Raw genomic sequence first — 21987 nt, 5'->3', positions numbered from 1 at the left:
GATTTCATTGGGATGGTCCGGAAACCGTTTTTGGCGCCTGCCCAGCCAAGCCCTTGATTTACCGGCACTTGCGGCGGCTGCGACGGTTGCTATCAACAAAGTTATCCACAAGAGAGGGGCAGCTCCGCGCAATCCTTTGTGGAATCAAGCACTTACCTGAGTTTTCGCGAGATGAGGTTAAGCGTGGCGCTTAAGCGCGGCAACAGATGAGTACCGAAGTCGACGTGGTCGTGCCGACACCCGCCCACAGCACGCTGGGCGGGGTGCTCAGCTATCGCAGTGAGCTGCCACTCGCGCCGGGAACCTTGGTGCGCGTGCCGCTGGGCCGGCGCGAGGTCTGCGGCGTCGTGTGGGAGGCGCCGGCGGATCGCGGCGGCGCGGTCGAGGCGGCGCAGTTGAAGCCGGTCGGCGAGCCGCTGGCCGGCCTGCCGCCGCTGTCGTCCACCTGGCGCGAGCTCGTCACCTTCGCCGCCGGCTACTACCGGCGCAGCCTCGGCGAGGTCGCGCTGGCCGCGCTGCCGCCGCAGTTGCGTGAGCTCGACGCCACACAACTGGCACGCCGCCTGAAGCGCAGCGCGGCGGCGACGGTGCCGGGCAGCGAGGCGCAGCGCCCGCAGCTCACCGCCGAGCAATCGCAGGCCCTGGCCGCGATCGCGGCGGAGCCGGGCCCTTTCCTGCTGTTCGGCGCCACCGGGAGCGGCAAGACCGAGGTCTACCTGCACGCGGTCGAGGAGCTGCTGCGGCGGGATCCGGAGGCCCAGGCCCTGGTGCTGGTGCCGGAGATCAACCTCACGCCGCAGCTGCAGGCCCGTTTCGAGGAGCGCTTCGGCACCGGGGCGGTGGTGCCGCTGCACAGCGGCATGACCAACCCCCAGCGCCTGCGCAGCTGGATCGCCGCCCACGCCGGCAGCGCCCGCATCGTGCTGGGCACGCGCATGGCGGTGTTCGCCTCGCTGCCGCGCCTGGGGCTCATCGTCGTCGACGAGGAGCACGACCCCAGCTACAAGCAGCAGGAGGGGGCTCGCTATTCGGCGCGCGACCTGGCCGTCTACCGCGGGCGGCTGGAAGGCGCCAAGGTGATCCTGGGCTCCGCCACGCCTTCGCTGGAGAGCTGGCAGGCCTGCGAGCGTGGGCGTTACCGCTGCCTGCGGATGCCCACGCGCGTCGGCGCGGGCGCGCTGCCCCGGGTGCGGCTGGTCAACATGCAGCACCAGCCCAAGGGCGCGCTGTTCTCGCCGCCGCTGCTGGCCGCGATCGGCGAGCGGGTCGCGCGCGGCGAGCAGTCGCTCGTCTTCCTCAATCGCCGCGGCTACGCGCCGGTGCTGGCCTGCGGCGCCTGCGACTGGCGCAGCGAATGCCGCCACTGCAGCGCCTTTCGCGTCTTCCACAAGATCGATCGCACGCTGCGCTGCCACCACTGCGGCTTCACCGAACGCGTGCCGCGGGCCTGCCCCCAATGCGGCAACGTGGACATCGCGCCGCTCGGACGCGGCACTGAGCGCCTGGAGGAGCAGCTCGCCGAACTGCTCGCCGACGTGCGCCGGCCCGACGGCGAACCGGTGCGCATCGCCCGCATGGACGCGGACACGACGCGCCTCAAAGGCGCGCTGGAGGAGCAGCTCGCGCAGGTGCATGCGGGCGAGGTGGACGTGCTGGTGGGCACGCAGATGGTCACCAAGGGACACGACTTCCGGCGCATCACGCTGGTGGCCGCCGTCAATCCGGATGCTTCGCTGTTCTCCAGCGACTTCCGCGCGCCGGAGCGCCTGTTCAGCCTGCTGATGCAGGCGGCGGGACGGGGCGGACGCGATGCGGCGCAGGCCGAGCGCAGCGAAATGTGGGTGCAAACCTGGAATCCGGAGCATCCGCTGTTCGCCGCGCTGAAGCGCCACGACTATCCCGCCTTCGCCGGCCAGCAGCTGAAGGAGCGGCAGCAGGCCGCGATGCCGCCGTTCGCCTACCAGGCGCTGGTGCGCGCGGAAGCGCGCACGCAGGAGGTGGCTCAGGAGTTCCTGCGCGCGGCCGCCGAAGGCACCACCGGGCTTCCCGGCAGCGACCACGTCGTGGTGTTCTCGCCGGTGCCGATGACGGTGCAGCGGGTGGCGAACGTCGAGCGGGCGCAGTTGCTGCTGGAAAGCGGCTCCCGGCCGGCGCTGCAGGCGTTCCTCGCGGCGTGGCAGCCGGTGCTGCAGTCGCAACGGGTGCGGGGCCTGATCCGGTGGGCGGTGGACGTGGATCCGCTGGCGATCTAGCAGCGGGCCGCCCGCCTAGGAATTGCCCTTCATCGCCAGCGCCGCGTCATACAGCTGATTGCGCGAAGCGCCCGTGATCTCCGCGGCCAGCTTCACGGCCGTCTTCACCGGCAGTTCCGCCAGCAGCAGCTTCAACACCCGCTGCGCCTCCGCGTCATCCTCCTGCACCGGCACCGCGTGCAGCACCAGCGCAAACTCCCCGCGGCTGCGGGCCGGATCCTGCGCCAGCCAGCCCGGGAATGCATCACACCGCAGCGTGGCAATCTGCTCGAACTGCTTGGTGATCTCCCGCCCGATCGTCACTTCGCGTCCGCCCAGCGATGCGAGCGTTTCGGCCAGCGCCGCGATCCGGTGCGGCGCCTCCAGCAGCACCACCGCGCGGGGCTCCTGCCCCAGCGATTCCACGGCCTGCTGGCGCTCGCCGCCTTTCGCGGGCAGGAAGCCCAAGAACACGAAACCGCCATCGTCGCCCACGCCGCCGGTGACGCTCAGGATGGCCGTGACGCTGCTCGGGCCGGGCACCGGCACCACGGGCAGGCCCGCGGCGCGCGCCGCGGCGACGATGCGCGCGCCCGGGTCGCTCACCCCCGGCGTGCCGGCATCGCTCGCATAGGCCACGCGCTGGCCCTGCTGCATCCGCCGCACGACCTCCTCGGCGCCCTGCGCCTCGTTGTGCCGGTGCACGCTGAGCCAGCCGCCCTTTTCGATGCCGTAGGCGCGCAGCAGGGCCTGCGTGTGGCGCGTGTCTTCGCAGGCGACCGCATCCACCAGTTGCAGGACGTGCAAGGCCCGCAGGCTGACGTCCGCCAGGTTGCCGATGGGGGTGGCAAGGACATACAGTGCCCCGGCCGGGTAATGCTGCGCGGCCGCCGCGTCACGCGACGCGGCCAGCGCGCCGGCAAAGGAAGCGCTCAATGGGACTCCTTCGAAAGACGTGGCGATGACCACCAAGGCGGACGGCGACGCGGCGGAGGACCGTGCCCTGGCGCACCTGCAGGGGCAAGGGCTGCGCCTGCTGGCGCGCAATTATCGGACGCCCGGGCGCGGCGGCGGCGAGATCGACCTCGTCATGCGCGATCGCGACGGCACGCTGGTGTTCGTGGAGGTCAGGAAGCGCGGGAGCCGCAGCTTCGGCGGCGCGGCGGCCAGCGTGGGTGCGACCAAGCAGCGGCGCATCGTCTTCGCCGCCAGGCACTTCCTGCTGAGGCTGCGGGAACCTCCGCCGTGCCGTTTCGACGTCATCAGCATGGAAGGCGGCGGCATCCAGTGGATGCGCGCCGCCTTCGATGCCGGCTAGGGCCTGCCCGCAGGGCAAGCCCCAGCTGGGGTGCGGATCGATCAGCCGCGGTCCGCGCGGGGCTTCGGGGCCGGAGCGGGTTCCATCGGGGCGGGGGCCGCACCCATGGACTGACGCTCTTCGATGATCACCGGAGCCTGGGCCACCACCGGGGGCTGCTCCACAACGGCCACTTCCTGCACCGTCACGATCTGGGCGGTCTGCACCTGGTCGACCAGGCCCGGGACGCCGGTTTCACCCATGGCGGTCAGGTGCGTGCTCTGCTGGCCTGCGCCCTGGGCGTGGTTGGCGATGAAGGGGTTCGGGGGAACGCCCTGGGCGACGGCGACGCCGATCGCGGCGACAGCGGAAACACCGGCGATCAGACCGGCAATTTTTTTCAGAACAGCCATTGCAACTTCTCCTTGAGCTTGATTTGTCGGAACTAAGAACCTGCGGGCATCGGGGCCAGCGACACGAATGATTGGTGAGCCGCGCGTTCCGCGAAGTCAGTTCTGCGCGGGACCTCGTGTCGGGTCACGTCCGCCACGGCGTCGGTCATTCCTGCCCATGATCGTCCGATAGGGACTACACCTGCAGTGCTTGCGGAAACATCGCGGGAACACGAGTAACCGGTCGTTCACCCAGGGCTCATCGAACAGACATTTTTCACGCCGGGACACGGCGGTATCATGTATGGGCCATGCTCGAGCAACGCATACAGCAGAACTTCATCGACAGCGCGGACCTGAAGTACCAGGCCGCGCAGACCCTCAGCAAACCCATCGCGCAGGCCGTGCAGGCCGTGCTTGCCTGCGTGACCAGCGGGGGCAAGGTGCTTGCCTGCGGCAACGGCGGTTCCGCCGCCGACGCGCAGCACTTCTCCGCGGAGTTCGTGGGCCGCTTCGAACGCGAGCGCCCCGAACTCGGAGCCATCGCACTCACCACCGACACCTCGATCCTCACCGCGGTGGCGAACGACTACGACTACAACCGCATCTTCTCCAAGCAGGTGCGGGCGCTGGGACAGGCGGGCGACGTGCTGCTCGCGATCACCACCAGCGGCAACTCCGCCAACGTGCTCGCCGCGATCGAGGCGGCGCACGAACGCGAGATGACCGTGATCGCGCTCACCGGGCGCGGCGGCGGCAAGATGAACAGCGTGCTGCGCGAGACCGACGTGCACATCTGCGTGCCGCACGAGCGCACCGCCCGCATCCAGGAAGTCCACATCCTCGCGATCCACTGCATCTGCGACGGCGTGGATGCGCAACTCCTCGGCGACCAGGACCCCAACGCATGAACGTGAAGCTGCCCTCCTCCTTCCCCGTCGCCGCGCTCGCCGCGGCGCTGCTCGCGACCACCCTCGCCGGCTGCGCACCCTTGCTCGTGGGCGGCGCCGCCGTCGGCACCGCGCTGATGGTCACCGACCGCCGCAGCTCCGGCGCGCAGATCGACGACGAGGCGATCGAGCTGCGCTCCAACGCGCGGCTGCGCGAGGCGTTCGGCGACCGCGCGCACATCAACATCACCAGCTACAACCGCCAGGTGCTGATGACCGGCGAGGTGGCCAGCGAGCCGATGAAGCAGCAGGCCGAGCAGATCGCCGCGCGCGTCGACAACGTGAAGTCCGTGGTCAACGAGCTCGCGGCGATGTCGCCCACGACGCTGCCGCAGCGCTCCAGCGACACGCTGATCACCACCAAGATCCGCGCCTCGCTGGTCGACGCGCAGGACCTGCAGGCCAATGCCTTCAAGGTGGTCACGGAGCGCAGCACCGTGTACCTGATGGGCCGCGTGACCCCGCGCGAGGCCGACCGCGCGACCAGCATCGCGCGCCAGATCGGCGGCGTGCAGCGCGTGGTGCGCATCTTCGAAGTGGCGAGCGCGGACGACCTGCGCGCGGCAGGCGTGAACGTGCCGGGCGAATCGGCCGCGCCGCGGGCGACGGTCGCGCCGGCGGCCACTGCGCCCGCACCGGCGGCGGTGACGCCGGCGGCGCAGGCGCAACCGCCCGCGAGCGGCGGTGCGGTGGCGACGCCGGTGCGTTGAGTACCGTCATCCCCGCGCAGGCGGGGATCCAGCGCTTCCATGAAAAAGCCCCGCAACGCGGGGCTTTGGTTTTCAATGCTCTGGTTCCCCGCCTGCGCGGGGATGACGGGCTCTTATCGCAGCCGCTTGATCAGGCTCGACGTATCCCAGCGATTCCCGCCCAGCGTCTGCACGTCGGCGTAGAACTGGTCCACCAGCGCCGTCACCGGCAGCCGCGCGCCGTTGCGCCTCGCCTCGTCCAGCACCAGGCCGAGGTCCTTGCGCATCCAGTCCACCGCGAAGCCGAAGTCGAACTTGTCGGCGATCATGGTCTTGCCGCGGTTGTCCATCTGCCAGCTCTGGGCCGCGCCCTTGCCGATCACCTCGAGCACCTGCTCCATGTCCAGCCCCGCCTTCGTGCCGAAGGCGATGGCTTCGGACAAGCCCTGCACCAGGCCGGCGATCGCGACCTGGTTCACCATCTTCGCGAGCTGGCCCGAGCCGCTCGCGCCCAGCAGCGTGAATGCGCGGGAGAAAGCCATCGCCACCGGCCTGGCCGCCTCGAATGCCGCCGCGTCGCCGCCGCACATCACGGTGAGCACGCCGTTCTGCGCGCCCGCCTGGCCGCCGGACACCGGCGCGTCGACGAACTGCAGGCCGCGCTGGCGCGCCTCGGCGGAGAGCTCGCGCGCGACGTCGGCCGAGGCCGTCGTGTGGTCGACGAAGACCGCGCCCTTCTTCATGCCGGCGAAGGCCCCCTGCTCGCCCAGCGCCACCGAGCGCAGGTCGTCGTCGTTGCCGACGCAGCAGAACACCAGGTCGCAATCGGCCACCGCCTCGCGCGGCGTCGGGGCAGCGGCGCCGGCGAACTCCTTGCTCCAGGCGGCGCGCTTGTCGGGATTGCGGTTGTAGACCGTGACGCGATGACCGGCCAGCGCCAGGTGGCCGGCCATGGGAAAGCCCATCACGCCCAGGCCGAGGAAGGCGACCTTGCGCGCGGGGGTGGATTCGTAGGTTTTGGGATTGGTGCTCGCCATGCGGGCGACTTTATCAGTCGCCGCCGAGCAGAAGCCAACAACCGGACGCAGAGGACGCAAAGGTCACGCAGAGGACGCAAAGCACTTCAACGAAAGGCCTCTTTTGCGTCCTCTGCGAAATCTCCGCGTCCTCTGCGTCCGGTTGTTTGGCTTGTCGATCAAACGATCGCCAGGTGCTCCGTCCCCGCCGACAGGTCCTGCGACTTCGCGCGCTGCGAATTGAGCTTGATCTGCAGCCGCAGGTCGTTCACCGAGTCGGCGTTGCGCAGGGCGTCCTCGTAGCTGACGACGTTGCTCTCGTACAGGTCGAACAGCGCCTGGTCGAAGGTCTGCATGCCGAGGTTGCGGCTCTTCTTCATGATCTCCTTGATCTCGGTGATTTCGCCCTTGAAGATCAGGTCGGAGATCAGCGGCGTGTTCAGCAGGATCTCCACCGCCGCGCCGCGGCCCTTGCCGTCCTGCTTGGGGATCAGGCGCTGCGACACGAAGGACTTGAGGTTCAGCGACAAGTCCATCAGCAGCTGCGGACGGCGCTCTTCCGGGAAGAAGTTGATCACGCGGTCGAGTGCCTGGTTGGCGCTGTTGGCGTGCAGCGTCGCCATGCACAGGTGGCCGGTTTCGGCGAAGGCGATCGCGTGCTCCATCGTCTCGCGGTCGCGGATCTCGCCCATCAGGATCACGTCGGGCGCCTGCCGCAGCGTGTTCTTCAGCGCGGCTTCCCAGCTGTCGGTGTCGAGGCCCACCTCGCGCTGCGTCACCACGCAGTTCTTGTGCGGGTGCACGAATTCCACCGGGTCCTCGATCGTGATGATGTGGCCGTAGCTCTGCTCGTTGCGCCAGTCGATCATGGCGGCGAGCGTGGTCGACTTGCCCGAACCCGTGGCGCCCACCAGCACCACCAGGCCGCGCTTGGACATCACCACTTCCTTGAGCACCTGCGGCACGCCCAGGCCGTCGATGGTCGGAAGGATCTGCGGGATCACCCGCAGCACCATGCCGACCTTGCCCTGCTGCACGAAGGCGTTGACGCGGAAGCGGCCGACGCTGGGCGGCGAGATCGCGAAGTTGCACTCCTTGGTGCGCTCGAACTCCGCCGCCTGCTTGTCGTTCATGATCGAACGGGCCAGTGCCAGCGTGTGCGAGCCATTGAGCGGCTGCGGCGAGACCTTGGTGACCTTGCCGTCCACCTTGATCGCCGGCGGAAAGTCGGCCGTGATGAACAGGTCGGAGCCGTTGCGGCCGACCATGAGCTTCAGCAGGTCGTTGATGAACTTGGATGCCTGGTCGCGTTCCATCGAGGGGCGCTCCTTATCCTGGGAAATTCTCGGGGATCTTGGCCTTGGCGCGGGCTTCGGCGGCGGAGATCATGTTTCGTTTCACCAGATCGGACAGGTTCTGGTCCAGCGTCTGCATGCCGACGCTGTTGCCGGTCTGGATCGCCGAGTACATCTGCGCCACCTTGGCTTCGCGGATCAGGTTGCGGATGGCGGAGGTGCCGAGCATGATCTCGTGCGCCGCCACCCGGCCGTTGCCGTCCTTGGTCTTGCACAGCGTCTGCGAGACCACGGCCTGCAGCGACTCGGACAACATCGCGCGGACCATTTCCTTTTCCTCGGCCGGGAACACGTCGATGATCCGGTCGATGGTCTTGGCGGCGCTCGAGGTGTGCAGCGTGCCGAACACCAGGTGGCCGGTTTCCGCCGCGGTCATCGCCAGGCGGATCGTCTCCAGGTCGCGCATTTCGCCCACGAGGATGCAGTCCGGGTCCTCCCGCAGCGCCGAGCGCAGCGCGTTGGAGAACGACAGCGTCATCGGGCCCACTTCGCGCTGGTTCACCAGGCACTTCTTGGACTCGTGCACGAATTCGATCGGGTCCTCCACCGTCAGGATGTGGCCGTACTCGGTCTCGTTCAGGTGGTTGATCATCGCCGCCAGCGTGGTCGACTTGCCCGAGCCCGTGGGGCCCGTCACCAGCACCATGCCGCGCGGCTTCAGCGCGAGGTCGGCGAAGATCTTCGGCGCGTTCAGCTGTTCCAGCGTGAGGATCTTCGAGGGGATCGTCCGGAACACGGCGCCGGCGCCGCGGTTCTGGTTGAAGGCGTTCACGCGGAAACGCGCCAGGCCCTCGATCTCAAACGAGAAGTCGCACTCGAGGAATTCCTCGTACTGCTTGCGCTGGCTGTCGCTCATGATGTCGTACACCATCGCATGGACCTGCTTGTGGTCCATGGGGTCGACGTTGATGCGGCGCACGTCGCCGTGCACGCGGATCATGGGCGGCAGGCCCGCCGACAGGTGCAGGTCCGACGCCTTGTTCTTCACGCTGAAGGCCAGCAGCTGGGTAATATCCACGGTCCCTCTTCCTCTTCTCTTTTCTGGTCCCAACGAGGGGGCGCGCCCCTTCGCAGTTGCTGGTCCATTATGACGACGATTGCAGTGAACCTCCAGAGCGTGCGCGGGCGGATCGCCAGGGCCTGTGCGGCCGCGGGACGCGACGTGAACGAAGTCACGCTGCTCGCCGTGGCCAAGACGTACGGACCCGACGCCGTGCGCGACGCCCACGCAGCGGGCGCGACGGCCTTCGGCGAGAACTACATCCAGGAGGCCGTGGAAAAACAGGCGCTGCTCGCCGACCTGCCGCTGCAATGGCATTGCATCGGCCCGATCCAGAGCAACAAGACGCGGCTGGTGGCCACGCATTTCGACTGGGCCCACACCATCGACCGCCTGAAGATCGCGCAGCGCCTGTCGGAACAGCGGCCGGAAGGCCTGCCGCCGCTGGACATCTGCATCCAGGTGAACATCGACGGCGGTCCGGGCAAATCCGGCGTGGCGCCGGACGAGGCGCTGGCGCTGGCGCGCGAGCTGGATTCACTGCCGCGGCTGAAGCTGCGAGGCCTGATGACGATCCCGGAACCGGCGCCGGAGTTCGACGCGCAACTGGCGGTGCACCGGCAGGCCCGGCAGCTGTTCGACCGGCTGCGCGAAGCGGGGCTGCCGCTCGACACGCTCTCCATGGGGATGACCTCGGATCTCGAAGCGGCGATCCACGCGGGCAGCACGATGGTGCGCGTGGGCACGGCGATCTTCGGGGCGCGGCCGGCGAAGCAGTAGACGTCATCCCCGCGGAGGCGGGGATCCAGGGCATCCGGGCAGGCGCTGCGCGGCGTCCCGGGCCCCCGCCTGCGCGGGGGTGACGGGGCTTATTTCTTCGGCGCCTGCATCGGCTTCACGCTGCCGCAATCCGCCTTCAGCCACTTGCCGCTGCCTTCCATGGTGGTGGTGTCGGTCTTGCCGCCGGTGGTGCTCTTCACCGTCATCCTGCTCGTGTACGCCTCGGGCCCCTGGTAGCTCACCTGGCCCTCGCCGCTCGAAGGCGGGTTGCTGCAGGCGAAGGCGAACTTGTGCGTGTTGCCGCTGCGCTGGTTCCGGGTGACCTTGCAGCCGTCCTGCATCGGCGGATCGTTGCGCTCCACCATCTCCTTGGTCATGCACACCTGCACGGCCATCGCGCCGCCGGAGGGCGCCATGCGCACGCCCTGCTTGCCCATCATCGCCTCCATTTGCTTGCGCTCCGCGGGCGACATCTGCGCCATCTGCTGCTGCATCTGGGCCATCGCGGCGTCCATTTCTCCGCCCTGCATCTTGTTGTGGATTTCCCACAAACCGGGCTTCATGGACTGGGCCGAGGCGGGCAGGCAGGCCGCGGCGAGCACGCCGCAGGCGATCAGGGACGGGATGCGCATGGTGGTGGGTCTCCTTGAATGCGGAGATTCTGCCGACCCCGGAGCGCGAAAGCTACTGCCGGCAGTTGCGCCTGGCCCACCACGGCCTTTGCTTCGGCCCCCACCTTGAACCTCGCAACGGCCTCCACCAGCACCGCGGCCTGCGCCGCCATCTGCCGCGCCGCATCGGCCGCCTGCTGCACCACGGTGGCATTGCGTTGCGTATTGCCGTCCATCTGCGCGATGGCGCGATTCACCTGCTCGATGCCCGAGAGCTGCTCCGAGCTGGCCTGCGCGATCTCCGTCACCAGCAGGCTCACCTTCTCCGCCGACGCCACGATCTCCTCCATCGTGCGGCCGGCCACCTCCACCTGCTGCACGCCGCCGCCGACGCGGCGGGTGGAGTCGGCGATCAGGTCCTTGATCTCGCGGGCCGCCTGTGCCGAGCGCTGCGCCAGCGAACGCACCTCCGCGGCCACCACGGCGAAGCCGCGGCCCTGCTCGCCGGCGCGCGCGGCTTCCACCGCGGCGTTGAGCGCCAGGATGTTGGTCTGGAAGGCGATGCTGTCGATCAGGCCGACGATGTCGCCGATGCGCGTCGAGGCGGCATGGATGCCGCGCATGGTCTCCACCACCTCCCGCACCGCCGCGCCGCCCCGCGTGGCGACTTCGGAGGTGTCGCGCGCCAGCGCGCTCGCCTGCCCCGCGCTCTGCGCGTTCTGCTGCACGGTGGCGGTGAACTGCTCCATGCTGGAGGCGGTCTCTTCCAGGCTCGCCGCCTGTTCCTCGGTGCGCGCCGCGAGCGAGCTGCTGCCCTCCTCGATCTCCTGGGCGCCGCCACGCACGCGGTCCGCCGCGAGGCGGATGTCGGACACCGCGCCGGCCAGCGCGCGGCGCATCCATTCGAGCGCCTCCACCAGCGCGCCCACCTCGTCGCGCGAGCGGTTGCCCAGGGCATGGGTGAGGTCGCCCTCGGCCATCTGCAGCGTGGCCCCCCTGGCCTGCGCCACCGGCCGCACGATGCTGCGGGAAGTGAGGAAGGCGATCGCCGCGCCGGCCAGCAGCGCGGCCAGCGTGCCGCAGCCGATCAACACCAGCATCAGCCGGTTCTGCACGCGGTTGCGTTCGACGGAGCGATTCGCCTCGCCCATCGTCGCGGTGAAGGATTCGCGCAGCAGCTTGTTCATCGCCTGGTGCTGCGGGGTCAGCGCCTCGGACAGCAGCGCCTTGGCCTCGTCGAAGCGCGCCTCGGACACCTTGTCGAGCACGGCCTTCTCCACCGCATCGGTGCGCTCCGACAGCTCGCTGATGCGCAGCACGGCCTGGCGTGCCTCGCCCACCGCGAAGCTGTCGGCCACGTCGGCCAGGCGGCTGGAGGTCTCGGCCAGCACCTTGTTGTTGGCCTTGAGCTTCTGGGTGACTTCCTTCTGCGCCTTCAGGCTGTCGTTGAGCACCAGGTCGCGCAGCAGCAGCGATCGTTCGGAGGCGGTCTCCTGCATGCGGCCGAGCGCATCGAGCATGCCGATGTTCTGCACCACCAGCTGGTCGGCCTGCTCCTGCATGCCCTGCAACTGCAGCAGGCTCACGGTCGCAACCGCCAGCAGCAGCACGAGCACCAGGCCGAAGCCGGCCACCAGCCGCAGCGCGATGCCGCGCGAACGCAGGAGCTTCATGGGCACCCGCTACTTCTTCTTGCGGAAGTAGTCGATGACCTTCTGCGCCGGCTCGGACGGCCTGCCCACGGTCACCAGCGCGATCGGCCGCTCCACCGGCGGCGTGTTCGCGATCTTCAGATGGGGCGACCTGGCGTCGTCCAGCAGCGAGGGGCCGGCCACCGCGACACCGCCCTTTTCCTTGCCGACCTCGACCACCGAGGCGAGGCTGCTGCGGAAGTCGGTGGCATCGGCCGTGTAGTCGGCGCCGTCCATGGCCAGCTTCTGGAAAGTGGCGCGGGTGCCGCTGCCGGGGCTGCTGAGGAACACCTTGATCGGCAGGTCGGTGCCGCCGACGTCCTTCCAGTTGCGCACCCTGCCGGTGAAGATGTCCTTCATCTGGGCGCGCGTGAGGCTGCCGACCGGGTTGTCCTTGTGCAGGAAGACGGAAATGCGGTCGCGGCCGATCTCGTGATAGACGAGGTTGCCCGGGACCCTGGCCTTGCTGCCGATCTCGTCGAGGGTGGTGCGCGCCGATGCGGTCGCCTCTTCCAGCGACTCGCTGACCGCGGCGATCGCGATCTTCCCTTCGAACAGGGACACCATTCCTCGGCCCGAGCCCATGCCGAGCGGCTTGATGTCGATGCCGGTGGTTTCCTTGATGCCGGCCGCAGCCGGCTGCAGGGTGTCCTTGACGACGACGGTGGACCCGCCGATCTCGAGCGCCTGCGCGTGCGCAGTGCCGACCAGCACGGAAGCCGCCAGGACCAATCCGGAAATGGAGCGCATCGAATCCTCCAGGGAGACGGCCGCCCGCAGGAAAGCGGAACGTAACCGTATGTTTCGATGCGCTCGAGTTTCTGTGACGGATTCCGGTCTTGGCAAGCCTCCGGACGGTCTACACGTGCCTAAAAGTACACAGAACGGCGCAGTTCGTGCGCCCTCCCCAGGCTCAGCACCTAAGCAGATTGCGCGAGACGCGTTCCTTGACCGGGTCGCCGAGCAGGTCGGTGGAGCTGGGCAGCTTGCCGTCGTAGGCACCCAGCACGTCGTGCAGGGCCTGCAGCGTGCGCTTCAGTTCATCGCCGTCCTCGCGCCGGGCCAGGTCGGCACGCAGGTCTTCCAGCGCACGGAACAGCAGGGCGCGGGTGTTGCCGCGGATGACGAGGTTGCCGTCGGACTGCCAGATGGCCTTGTGCATGTATTTCATGGAGCATCTCCCTGGGGGTTCGCCAGCAAGAATGCGTCATGGCCCGGGGCCGGCCTGTGGGGCGTGGAGCCCTCCGGGCCGCGCGAAGCGCCGAGCCTCGCGTCGGAACAGGCGGCCGCGGCCACGGACTTGCGCCGACGCCGTGTCAGCGGCGCGCGTACGGGCTGCCTCTTCAGTGCGCGCCGGCCGCGGCCTCGCTGCCCCCGGCGCCGCCGCCTTGCGGATGGGTCAGCCACACCAGCGGGATCAGGCCCAGGAAGAGCAGCGCCGACAGCCAGAAGATGTCGTTGGCCGCCAGCATGAAGGCCTGCTGGTCCACCAGCCGGTTCACCTGCGCCAGGGCCTGCTCGGGCGTGAGGCCCGACGCCTGCAGTCCCGCGATCGCAGCCTGCGCCGCCTGGTTGCCGGGCGCGACCGCCTCGGCCAGTTGCGCGTGGTGCAGCGCGGCCCGGCTCTCCCACAGCGTGGTCGAGATCGAAGTGCCGATCGCGCCGGCCGTGATGCGCACGAAGTTGGTCAGGCCCGAGGCCGCCGGCATGCGGTCCGGCGTCAGTCCCGACATCGTGATCGTCATCAGCGGGATGAAGAAGAAGGCCATCGCCACGCCCTGGATGACGGTGGGCACCAGGATGGTGGTGAAGTCCGCCTGCGTGTTGAAGTGCGAGCGCATCCACAGCACCAGGCCGAACACGATGAAGGCGAAGGTGGCGTACTTGCGCGGATCCACCTTGCCCACCGTCTTGCCGACCACCGGCGACAGCACCAGCGCGAGCAGCCCGACCGGCGCCATCACCATGCCGGCGTCGGTGGCGGTGTAGCCCATGAACTGCTGCAGCCACAGCGGCAGCAGCACCACGTTGCCGAAGAACAGGCCGTAGGCCACCGAGGTGGTGAGCGTGCCGGCCCAGAAGTTGCGCCGCGCGAACAGGCGCAGGTCCACCACCGGATGAGCGTCGGTCAGCTCCCAGATCAGGAAGAAGGCGAAGCCCACCACCGCGGCCACCGCCAGCCCCACGATCAGCGGCGACTGGAACCAGTCGTGCTCCTTGCCCAGGTCCAGCATCATCTGCAGCGCGGCGATCCACAGCACCAGCAGCCCGAGGCCCACGCCGTCGATCGGCAGCTTGCGCCGCACCGATTCGCGCTTGCGGTAGATGCCCCAGGACGCCAGCGCGGCGAGGATGCCCACCGGGATGTTGATGTAGAAGATCCAGGACCACGCGATGTTGTCGGTGATCCAGCCGCCCAGCAGCGGTCCCATCACCGGCGCGACCAGCGTCGTCATCGCCCACATCGCCATCGCGAGTCCGGCGAGCGCGCGTGGATAACTCGCCAGCAGCAGCGACTGCGACAGCGGGATCATCGGCCCGGCGACGAAGCCCTGCAGCGCGCGCGCGGCGATCAGCAGCGGCATGCTGGGCGCCAGCCCGCACAGCCAGGAGGCGATCACGAACAGGATCACGCTGGCGACGAACAGGCGCACCTGCCCGAAGCGCTGCGACAGCCAGCCGGTGAGCGGCACCGCGATGGCGTTGGCCACCGCGAAGCTGGTGATGACCCAGGTGCCCTGGTTGGGGCTGACGCCGAGGTCGCCCGCGATGGCGGGCAGCGACACGTTGGCGATCGAGGTGTCCAGCACGTTCATGAACGTGGCGGCGGACAGCGCGATCGTGCCCCACATCCGCGCCGAGCCTTCCAGCGGCGGCGGCGGGAGCGCTTGGCCGGCGGCGGCGCTCATTTCAATGCTGCCTGTCCGGGCCGGCGCCGTGGGCGAGCAGGCGCACCGGCGTGCGGGCCGCGGCGCCGTTGAGGGCGATCACGCGGCGCACTTCGGCGTCGGCGCCGTCGTCCTGCGATTCGAACACCTGCGTCTGCGCGACGGCGGCGGCGCGCGGCACGTCGGCGAGCGTCTTGCCGTCCTGCTTACTCACGTCCACCGTCGCGTCCATCGACAGGCCGACCCGCAGCGGATTGGATTGCAGCTGCTTCGCATCGAGCGCCACGCGCACGGGCACGCGCTGCACCACCTTGATCCAGTTCCCGGTGGCGTTCTGCGCCGGCAGCAGCGAGAAGGCAGCTCCGGTGCCGACGCCGAGGCCGGCGATCGTGCCCTTGTATTCGACACGCTTGCCGTACAGGTCGGCGGTGAGCGTCACCGGCTGGCCGATGCGCAGCTTGCGCAGCTGCACTTCCTTGAAGTTCGCATCCACCCACACCTGGTTCAGCGGCACGATGGACAGCAGCGGCGCGCCGGCGGCGACGCGCTGGCCCAGCTGCACCGTGCGCTTGGCGACGTAGCCGTCCACCGGCGCGACCAGCACGGCGCGCTGCTGCGCGAGCCAGGCTTCGCGCACCTTGGCGGCGGCAGCCTGCACCTGCGGATGCTGCTCGACGTCGGTGCCGGAGGTCATGGCCTGGTTGCTGGCGAGCTGCTGCCGCGCGCCCACCACGCCGGCCTGCGCCGCGGACAACGCGGCGCGTGCACTGTTCAACTGCGTCTGCGCATGGTTCAGCTCCTCGCGCGACACCGCGCCGCCGCCCACCAGCGCCGCGCGCCGGTTGTAGTCGTCCTGCGCGCGCGCGATCTCGGCCTGCGCCTTGGCGATGTCGGCTTCGCGCAGCGACACCTGCGCGGCCAGCGAGCCGTTGTTGGCATAGAGCGTGCGCACCTGGCGCACGGTCTGGCCGAGCGCCGCTTCCGCCTGCTCCAGCGCCACCTTCGCATCGGCGGGGTCCAGCTTCACGAGCGGCTGGCCGGCCCGCACGAAGTCGGTGTCGTCGGCGTGGATCGACATCACCGTGCCGCCGACCTGCGGCGTGATCTGGATGACGTTGCCCTGCACGTAGGCGTTGTCGGTGCCCTCGTAGTGGCTGGCGACCAGCCACTCGTAGGCGCCCCAGCCGAGGCCGGCGACGGCGACTGCGGAGGCCAGGGCGATCAGCGCCTTCTTGCGCTTGGGATTGGCGCCCTGCGGCGCGGCGACGGCTTGTTGTTCGCTCATGATCGGTTCCGGTTTCAGTGGGCGGCGACGGTGGCGCCTTCGGCGGCGTAGCCGCCGCCGAGCGCGCGATAGAGGGACACGCGGGCATCGAGCGCGCGGGCGGCGAGGTCGACGCCGAGGCGCCGCTGGTTCAGCACGGCGGACTCCGCCGAAAGCACGTGCAGGTAGGTGCCGAGGCCGGCGCGGTAACGCTGCACCGCGATGTCGTAGGCGCCGTCGGCGGCCGATTCGGCCTGGTGCTGCTCGGCTTGCTGGCGGCCGATCGATTGCAGCGACGTCACCGCGTCGGCGGTTTCCCGCACGGCTTCCAGCACGGCGCCGTTGTAGCTCTCGACGGCGGCATCGAGGTCGGCGGTCTTGCCGCGCAGGTTGGCGCGCAGCCGGCCGGCGTCGAAGATCGGCAGGCGCAGCGCCGGGCCCGCGCCCCATTGCGTGCTGCCCAGGTCCAGCAGCTTGTCGAGGCCGATGCTGGAGAGGCCGACGAAGGCAACCAGGTTGACGCTCGGATAGAACTGCGCCTTCGCGCTCTTCACGTCCTTGCCCGCGGCCTCGACGCGCCAGCGCGCGGCGGCGATGTCGGGGCGGCGACCCAGCAGGTCGGCCGGCAGCGCCGGCACCGCGGTGCCGCCTTGCAGCTTGGCCATGGCGGGCAGCGCGCCGACGGCGGGCACTTCCGGCTTGCCGACCAGCGCGGCGAGCGCGTTGCGCGTGAGCTGGGCCTGCTCCTGCACGGCTTCCACCTGCTGGCGCGCTTCCGGCAAGGCGCCTTCGCTTTGCCGCAGCTCCAGGTTGGTGTCGAGGCCGGCGCCGACGCGCTGGCGCACCAGTTTCAGCTGCTCCTCGCGCTGGGCGAGCGTGCGGCGCGCCACGGCAAGCTGCTCCTGCAGGCGCACTTCCTGGAAGTAGGTGCGCGCGACATTGCTGGCGAGCACGATGCGCGCGGCCGCCAGGTCGGCTTCCGCCGCCTTGGCCGAACCGAGCGCCGCATCCAGCGCCGCCTGGTTCTTGCCGAAGAAGTCCAGCTCCCAGCTGGCGTTCAGCTGCAGCGTGCCGCTTTCGCGGATCGAGCCGGCCAGCGGCCTGGGCACCGCGCCGTTCTCGGTGTAGCGCTGGCGCGTGAGGTCCAGCGCGCCGTTCAACTGCGGCAGCGATGCCGCGTTGGCCACTTCGCTCACCGCTTGCGCGCGGCGCAGGCGGGCACGCGCCACGCCCAGGTTGGGATTGCCGCGCAGGGCTTCTTCGACGAGAGCGTCGAGCTGCGCGTCGCCGAACTCGCGCCACCACTGGCTGGAGACGGCGGGCACGGATTCGCTGGTGGCGGCCGCGGGCAGCGGGCCTTCGCGCAGCTTGGCTTCGGGCGCGATGCCGGAGGTGCTGGCGCAACCGGCGAGCAGCAATGCAGCGGCGAGGCCAGCGAGCCGCCGGCCGGGGAACGGGGACGTCATGGGGTTTCCTGCTTTCTTTCTTCCTGCAGCGCCATGCCGTTGGCGAGGACGCGGCGCAGCAGCTCTTTCAGCTGCTGCCATTCCTCGGTGCTGAAGCCCTGCAGGAAGGCGTTCTGCACGTAGCAGAGCACCTCGGGGATCTGTTTCGCGGCCTCGCGGCCGTCGGGCGTGAGTTCGAGATTGACCACGCGGCGGTCCTCGGACGAGCGCACGCGCGCGATCAGGCCCTTGCCTTCCAGCCGGTCCAGCAGGCGCGTCATCGCGCCGGTGTCCAGCTGGCAATTGCGCGCGAGCTCGGCGACGGTCGACGCCTCCCCGAGATGCAGCTTGAGCAGCGGCATCCATTGCGCGCTGGTCAGCCCGCGCGGCTCCAGCGCCGCGTCCACTTCGGCCGCCAGCAGGTTGATGATGCGCCGCATCATGTAGGCGGCGCTCTCGCTGGGCTGGTACTGGTCCGGCCGGTAGAAGGCGGAGGGAGATCGGGTGGCCATGCCGCGGAATATACTTGCCTAGGCAAATACTGTCAAGGCCGAGACTGCCCGGGCAGTCAGCTCGCGGGAAGGATCAGGGACGGTACCGGTCGCGCAGCTGGCGCTTGAGCACCTTGCCGATGTCGCTGCGCGGCAGCTCGTCCAGGTAGCGCAGGTCGGCCAGGCGCTGCGTCTTGCCCAGGCGCTCGTTGGCCCAGGCGCGCAGTTCGCCGGCAGTGGGCGCGCCCGCCGCGGCGACGACGAAGGCGACCGGCGATTCGCCCCAGGCCTCGGACGGCACGCCGACCACCGCCACGTCCGCCACGGCCGGATGGCCGCGCAGCACCGCCTCGAGGTCGCTCGGGTAGATGTTGAAGCCGCCGCTGATGACCATGTCCTTGCGGCGGTCCATCAGCGTGAGGAAGCCGTCCTCGTCGAAGCGGCCGACGTCGCCGGTGCGGATGAAGCGCTGGCCCTGCGGGTCGTACCACTCCGCTTCGCGCGTCTTCGCCGGCTGGTTCTGGTAGCCGGTCATCATCGACCCCGACCGGCCCACCACTTCGCCGATCTCGCCGCGCGGCAGCTCGCGGCCTTCTTCGTCGATCAGGCGGATGTCGTGCCCTTCGGAGGGCTTGCCCACCGTGTGCAGCTTGTCCGGGAAGTGGTGCGCCTCCAGGATGCAGGTGCCGCCGCCTTCGGTCATGCCGTAGTACTCCACCAGGCCGCCGGGCCAGCGCGCCAGCACGTCGGACTTCAGCTGCGCGGAGAACGGCGCGCTGGTGCAGAACTTCATGCGGAAGGACGACAGGTCGTAGCGGCCGAAGCCGGGAAAGGCCATCAGCCGCTGGTATTGCACCGGCACCAGCATCGCGTGCGTGGCGCGCGCATCCTGCGCGAGTTCGAGATACGCCTGGGGATGGAAGCGGCCCTCGGTCATCACCACCGCACCGCCCTTGGCGAGGCAGGGGAAGACCGACACCAGCGTGGTGTTGGAGCACAGCGAAGTGGCGACCATCGCCACCGCATCGGGACCGTAGCCGTAGTTCTCGCCGCGCGCGACGTGCGCCCAGCGCATGCCGTGCGGCTGCACGATGCCCTTGGGCGTGCCGGTGGTGCCCGAGGAATAGATGATGTTGAAGGGCCAGTCCGGCTGGACCGCCACCGCTTGCGGCACGGCCGCGCCCGCGTCGAGCCAGGCCGGCAGGCCGGTGGCGAGGTCCATGCGGATGCGTGGCACGGCCGTGTCGAACTCCGGCACGCTGCCGTCGATGAAGAAGAAGCGGGCACCGCTGCCGCGCACCATGCCGGCGAGCTGCTCCGCAGTCGCGCCGGTGGGCAGCGGCGCGACCGCGACCCCCGCGCGCAGGCCGCCGAGGAACAGCAGCATGTACGGGATCGAGTTGGCGCCGCAGATCGCGATGCTGTCCCGCGGCGCCAGCCCATGCTGCTGCAGGGTCGCCGCGATGCGATCCACTTCGCGATCCATCTCGCTCCATGCCATCCGCTGGTTCGCGTGCCTCAGCGCCAGCTGGCCCGGCCGGGCCCGCGCCTGTTCGCGGATGAGGTCGGGAATCGCGCGGAAAGGCGGCAGGCCCGCGGGCGCGGGCGCGGCGTTGGCGGCGGTCATGCTGTCTCCTGTTCTGCAGCCAATGTACGCCAGTGCCCTGCCCAGGGCGGCTGTGTCCGACAGCGCACGGGTGCCGGTGCCGACGCGATGCTGGACCGCTGCACGCGAGACTGTGGCCATTCGCAAGGAGAGAACGATGGCCTACAGCAGCATCATGGGTGCGGACAGCGCGCCCTCCCAGCCCGCCGGCCGCGAGGCCGAACGGCTGGGCCCGAGCGACAACTCGGATTCCGGCAGCGACACCATCGGCACGGGCGAGGCCCGCGACGACAGCAGCGATTCCACCCACACGGGCGACCGTGGCGCGGTGGCGGGGCCCGACGCGCGCGAAGGCGCCGACATCCTGCCGGACCGCGTGGTGAACCTCGCCGAAGGCGAGGGCTTCCCGGAGGCCGATCCGGACAGCATGGAGATGACCGACCTCGACGCCGACGACATCGAGGCCATCGCCGACCGCGACGCCGAAGACGGCCAGCGCTGAGCGCATGGGCCGCAGCACCGCTCCCGCCGCCACGATGCAGCGGGTCCGCGCGGTGCTGCGCGACACCTTCGGCCTGTCGCGGCTGCGGCCGGGACAGGCCGCCGTCATCGAGCGCGTGCTCGCGGGGCAGCCGACCCTGGCCGTGATGCCCACCGGCGCCGGCAAGTCCCTCTGCTACCAATTGCCGGCGCTGCTGCTGGAAGGGCGCACGGTGGTGATCTCTCCCCTGATCGCGCTGATGAAGGACCAGTGCGAATCGCTGCGCGACCTGGGCATCCCCGCGGTGCAGATGAACAGCGCCATCGACAGCGAGGAGGCGCGCGCGGCGGAACAGGCCGTGGCCGACGGCAGCGCCCGCATCGTCATGACGACGCCGGAGCGGCTGGCCGAGCCGGCCTTCCTCGAGATGCTGCTGGCGCATCCCGTCGCCCTCCTCGCGATCGACGAGGCGCATTGCATCTCGCACTGGGGCCATGATTTCCGTCCGGCCTTCCTCGAGATCAGCCACGTGCTGCCGCGCCTGGGCCAGCCGGTGGTGCTGGCGCTGACGGCCACCGCGACCGAAGACATCGCCGCGGACATCTGCGAGCAACTGGGCATCCCCGGCGACGGCGTCGTCAACACCAGCGCCTACCGGCCCAACCTCGACCTGCGGGTGGTGCCGGTGGCGAAGGAAGCGGACAAGACGGCGCAGGTGCTTAAGATCGTGCGCGGCACGCAGGGCAGCGGCATCGTCTACACCGCCACGGTGAAGGCGGCGCACGCGGTCTGCGAAGCGCTGGAGGCGGCGGGCGAATCCGTGGGCCTGTACCACGGCAAGCTGCCGGCGGCGGAACGCGCCGCGACGCAGGAAGCCTTCATGGGCGGCGAGCGGCGCGTGATGGTCGCCACCAACGCCTTCGGCCTCGGCATCGACAAGCCGGACATCCGCTTCGTGCTGCACTACCAGTTGCCCGCGACACTGGAGGCGTACTACCAGGAGGCCGGCCGCGCGGGACGCGACGGCGAGCTCTCGCGCTGCACGCTGCTGTTCCTGCGCGGCGACAAGGCGATCCAGCAGTTCTTCATGGCCGGGCGCTATCCCGGCGAGGAGGATGCCAACGCGATCGTGCGGGCGCTGCAGCAGTCGCCGGTGGAAGCCGACGGCTGGACGCTGCCGCTGCTGCAGGCGAGAGTGGGGCGCCCCCGGACCAAGCTGCAGGTGGCGCTCGGCCTGCTGCGCAAGGACAGGATCGTGGCCCAGGCGCGCGACGGCACGCTCAAGCTGCTGGGCAAGCTCGCCAGCGGCACCCGCCTGCGCGAGCTCACCGAGGGCTACGGCAGGAAGCGCGACCTCGACCGCGAGGCGCTGGAGCGCATGGTGTTCTACGCCCAGACCGGCCGGTGCCGCTGGCGCATGCTGCTGGAGCACCTGGAGGGCGAAGCGCCGTTCGAGCGCTGCGAACATTGCGACAACTGCCGGCGCATCAAGGCGCACGAGGCGGTGGTGGAGGAGTTGCTGCGGAATGCGCCCAAGGAGGACGAGGAGCAGGAAGAGGAGAGCAACGGCACGCAGGTGTTCAGCCGCGGAGACGTGGTGGAGGTGCGCCGCTACGGCCGCGGCGTGGTGGAGGAAGCCAGCGCCACGCAGGTCACCGTGGCGTTCGCGGACCGGAGCCGGCGGAGTTTCCTGCCGGAGTATGTGAGGCGGGCGAAAGGTTCGCGCTCCGCGCGGGCTGCCTGATCGCTGGGGTTGCACCCCAGCCTACATGTCACGGTCCCTCGTAGGCTGGGGTGCAA

Annotated in this window: 21 protein-coding genes; 7 read left to right on the top strand and 14 right to left on the bottom strand. The window is 69.8% G+C overall.

All coding sequences use genetic code 11. The features are described 5' to 3' along the window. The first annotated feature begins 206 nt into the window (after window positions 1–206). On the top strand, window positions 207–2252 hold the full coding sequence (locus tag VF522_RS08380) for a primosomal protein N' (RefSeq protein ID WP_330907783.1): 2046 nt from the start codon (window positions 207–209) through the stop codon (window positions 2250–2252). A gap of 15 nt (window positions 2253–2267) precedes the next feature. Here VF522_RS08380 and rsmI read toward each other — a convergent pair whose 3' ends face one another. Continuing rightward, window positions 2268–3167, bottom strand: a complete 900-nt coding sequence (gene rsmI, locus VF522_RS08375) for a 16S rRNA (cytidine(1402)-2'-O)-methyltransferase (RefSeq protein ID WP_330907782.1) — start codon at window positions 3165–3167, stop codon at window positions 2268–2270. 25 nt (window positions 3168–3192) lie between these two features. On the opposite strand from rsmI, the gene VF522_RS08370 reads away from it, so the two are divergent. Then, window positions 3193–3549, top strand: coding sequence for a YraN family protein (locus tag VF522_RS08370; protein WP_330907781.1), 357 nt, complete (start codon window positions 3193–3195; stop codon window positions 3547–3549). A gap of 41 nt (window positions 3550–3590) precedes the next feature. On the opposite strand, the gene VF522_RS08365 is transcribed toward VF522_RS08370, so the two are convergent. Further along, entirely contained in the window at window positions 3591–3941 is a 351-nt protein-coding gene (locus tag VF522_RS08365; protein ID WP_330907780.1) for a hypothetical protein, read from the bottom strand. A gap of 290 nt (window positions 3942–4231) precedes the next feature. On the opposite strand from VF522_RS08365, the gene VF522_RS08360 reads away from it, so the two are divergent. After that, window positions 4232–4831 (top strand): phosphoheptose isomerase, encoded by a 600-nt coding sequence (locus VF522_RS08360; RefSeq protein ID WP_330907779.1) that lies wholly within the window; start codon window positions 4232–4234, stop codon window positions 4829–4831. Further along, on the top strand, window positions 4828–5580 hold the full coding sequence (locus VF522_RS08355) for a BON domain-containing protein (protein WP_330907778.1): 753 nt from the start codon (window positions 4828–4830) through the stop codon (window positions 5578–5580). The genes VF522_RS08360 and VF522_RS08355 overlap by 4 nt, the downstream gene beginning before the upstream one ends. A gap of 113 nt (window positions 5581–5693) precedes the next feature. Here VF522_RS08355 and VF522_RS08350 read toward each other — a convergent pair whose 3' ends face one another. The 3 genes from VF522_RS08350 to VF522_RS08340 form a co-directional block, all read right to left on the bottom strand. Continuing rightward, complete coding sequence (locus VF522_RS08350; RefSeq protein ID WP_330907777.1) at window positions 5694–6596, bottom strand: NAD(P)-dependent oxidoreductase; 903 nt, start codon at window positions 6594–6596, stop codon at window positions 5694–5696. A 158-nt stretch (window positions 6597–6754) separates the two neighbouring features. Next, the gene (locus VF522_RS08345; RefSeq protein ID WP_330907776.1) at window positions 6755–7891 is read right to left on the bottom strand and encodes a PilT/PilU family type 4a pilus ATPase; all 1137 of its coding nucleotides are present in this window, start codon (window positions 7889–7891) and stop codon (window positions 6755–6757) included. 13 nt (window positions 7892–7904) lie between these two features. After that, on the bottom strand, window positions 7905–8948 hold the full coding sequence (locus tag VF522_RS08340; protein ID WP_330907775.1) for a type IV pilus twitching motility protein PilT: 1044 nt from the start codon (window positions 8946–8948) through the stop codon (window positions 7905–7907). Window positions 8949–9017: 69 nt separating this feature from the next. Between VF522_RS08340 and VF522_RS08335 the strand changes: the two genes are divergently transcribed. Continuing rightward, window positions 9018–9710 carry a YggS family pyridoxal phosphate-dependent enzyme gene (locus VF522_RS08335; RefSeq protein ID WP_330907774.1) on the top strand — a complete coding sequence of 231 codons (693 nt, stop codon included), beginning with the start codon at window positions 9018–9020 and terminating at the stop codon, window positions 9708–9710. Between the two features lie 89 nt (window positions 9711–9799). On the opposite strand, the gene VF522_RS08330 is transcribed toward VF522_RS08335, so the two are convergent. From VF522_RS08330 to VF522_RS08290, 9 genes are all read right to left on the bottom strand, one after another. Further along, on the bottom strand, window positions 9800–10342 hold the full coding sequence (locus VF522_RS08330; protein ID WP_330907773.1) for a DUF3617 domain-containing protein: 543 nt from the start codon (window positions 10340–10342) through the stop codon (window positions 9800–9802). Beyond that, complete coding sequence (locus VF522_RS08325) at window positions 10324–11994, bottom strand: methyl-accepting chemotaxis protein (RefSeq protein ID WP_330907772.1); 1671 nt, start codon at window positions 11992–11994, stop codon at window positions 10324–10326. Before VF522_RS08325 ends, VF522_RS08330 begins: the two co-directional genes overlap by 19 nt. Before the next feature lie 9 nt (window positions 11995–12003). Further along, on the bottom strand, window positions 12004–12762 hold the full coding sequence (locus VF522_RS08320; RefSeq protein ID WP_330907771.1) for a substrate-binding domain-containing protein: 759 nt from the start codon (window positions 12760–12762) through the stop codon (window positions 12004–12006). A 163-nt stretch (window positions 12763–12925) separates the two neighbouring features. Beyond that, window positions 12926–13183: a hypothetical protein gene (locus VF522_RS08315; RefSeq protein ID WP_330907770.1), complete on the bottom strand. Its 258-nt coding sequence runs from the start codon at window positions 13181–13183 to the stop codon at window positions 12926–12928. A 172-nt stretch (window positions 13184–13355) separates the two neighbouring features. Next, window positions 13356–14921, bottom strand: a complete 1566-nt coding sequence (locus tag VF522_RS08310; RefSeq protein ID WP_330907769.1) for a DHA2 family efflux MFS transporter permease subunit — start codon at window positions 14919–14921, stop codon at window positions 13356–13358. A 1-nt stretch (window position 14922) separates the two neighbouring features. After that, window positions 14923–16185: an HlyD family efflux transporter periplasmic adaptor subunit gene (locus tag VF522_RS08305; protein ID WP_330907768.1), complete on the bottom strand. Its 1263-nt coding sequence runs from the start codon at window positions 16183–16185 to the stop codon at window positions 14923–14925. Between the two features lie 14 nt (window positions 16186–16199). Next, complete coding sequence (locus VF522_RS08300; protein ID WP_330907767.1) at window positions 16200–17630, bottom strand: efflux transporter outer membrane subunit; 1431 nt, start codon at window positions 17628–17630, stop codon at window positions 16200–16202. Beyond that, entirely contained in the window at window positions 17627–18121 is a 495-nt protein-coding gene (locus VF522_RS08295; protein ID WP_330907766.1) for a MarR family transcriptional regulator, read from the bottom strand. The genes VF522_RS08300 and VF522_RS08295 overlap by 4 nt, the downstream gene beginning before the upstream one ends. 73 nt (window positions 18122–18194) lie before the next feature. Beyond that, window positions 18195–19727 (bottom strand): class I adenylate-forming enzyme family protein, encoded by a 1533-nt coding sequence (locus VF522_RS08290; protein WP_330907765.1) that lies wholly within the window; start codon window positions 19725–19727, stop codon window positions 18195–18197. Between the two features lie 136 nt (window positions 19728–19863). Between VF522_RS08290 and VF522_RS08285 the strand changes: the two genes are divergently transcribed. Both VF522_RS08285 and VF522_RS08280 read left to right on the top strand, forming a co-directional pair. Beyond that, window positions 19864–20208: a hypothetical protein gene (locus VF522_RS08285; RefSeq protein WP_330907764.1), complete on the top strand. Its 345-nt coding sequence runs from the start codon at window positions 19864–19866 to the stop codon at window positions 20206–20208. Window positions 20209–20212: 4 nt separating this feature from the next. Continuing rightward, window positions 20213–21931, top strand: coding sequence for an ATP-dependent DNA helicase RecQ (locus VF522_RS08280; RefSeq protein ID WP_330907763.1), 1719 nt, complete (start codon window positions 20213–20215; stop codon window positions 21929–21931). Window positions 21932–21987: the final 56 nt, after the last annotated feature.

The organism is Ramlibacter sp., from assembly GCF_036383835.1.
GTDB lineage: Bacteria > Pseudomonadota > Gammaproteobacteria > Burkholderiales > Burkholderiaceae_C > Ramlibacter.
Note: the sequence above shows the minus strand (reverse complement) of the source record. Positions and strands in the feature narration are given on the sequence as shown.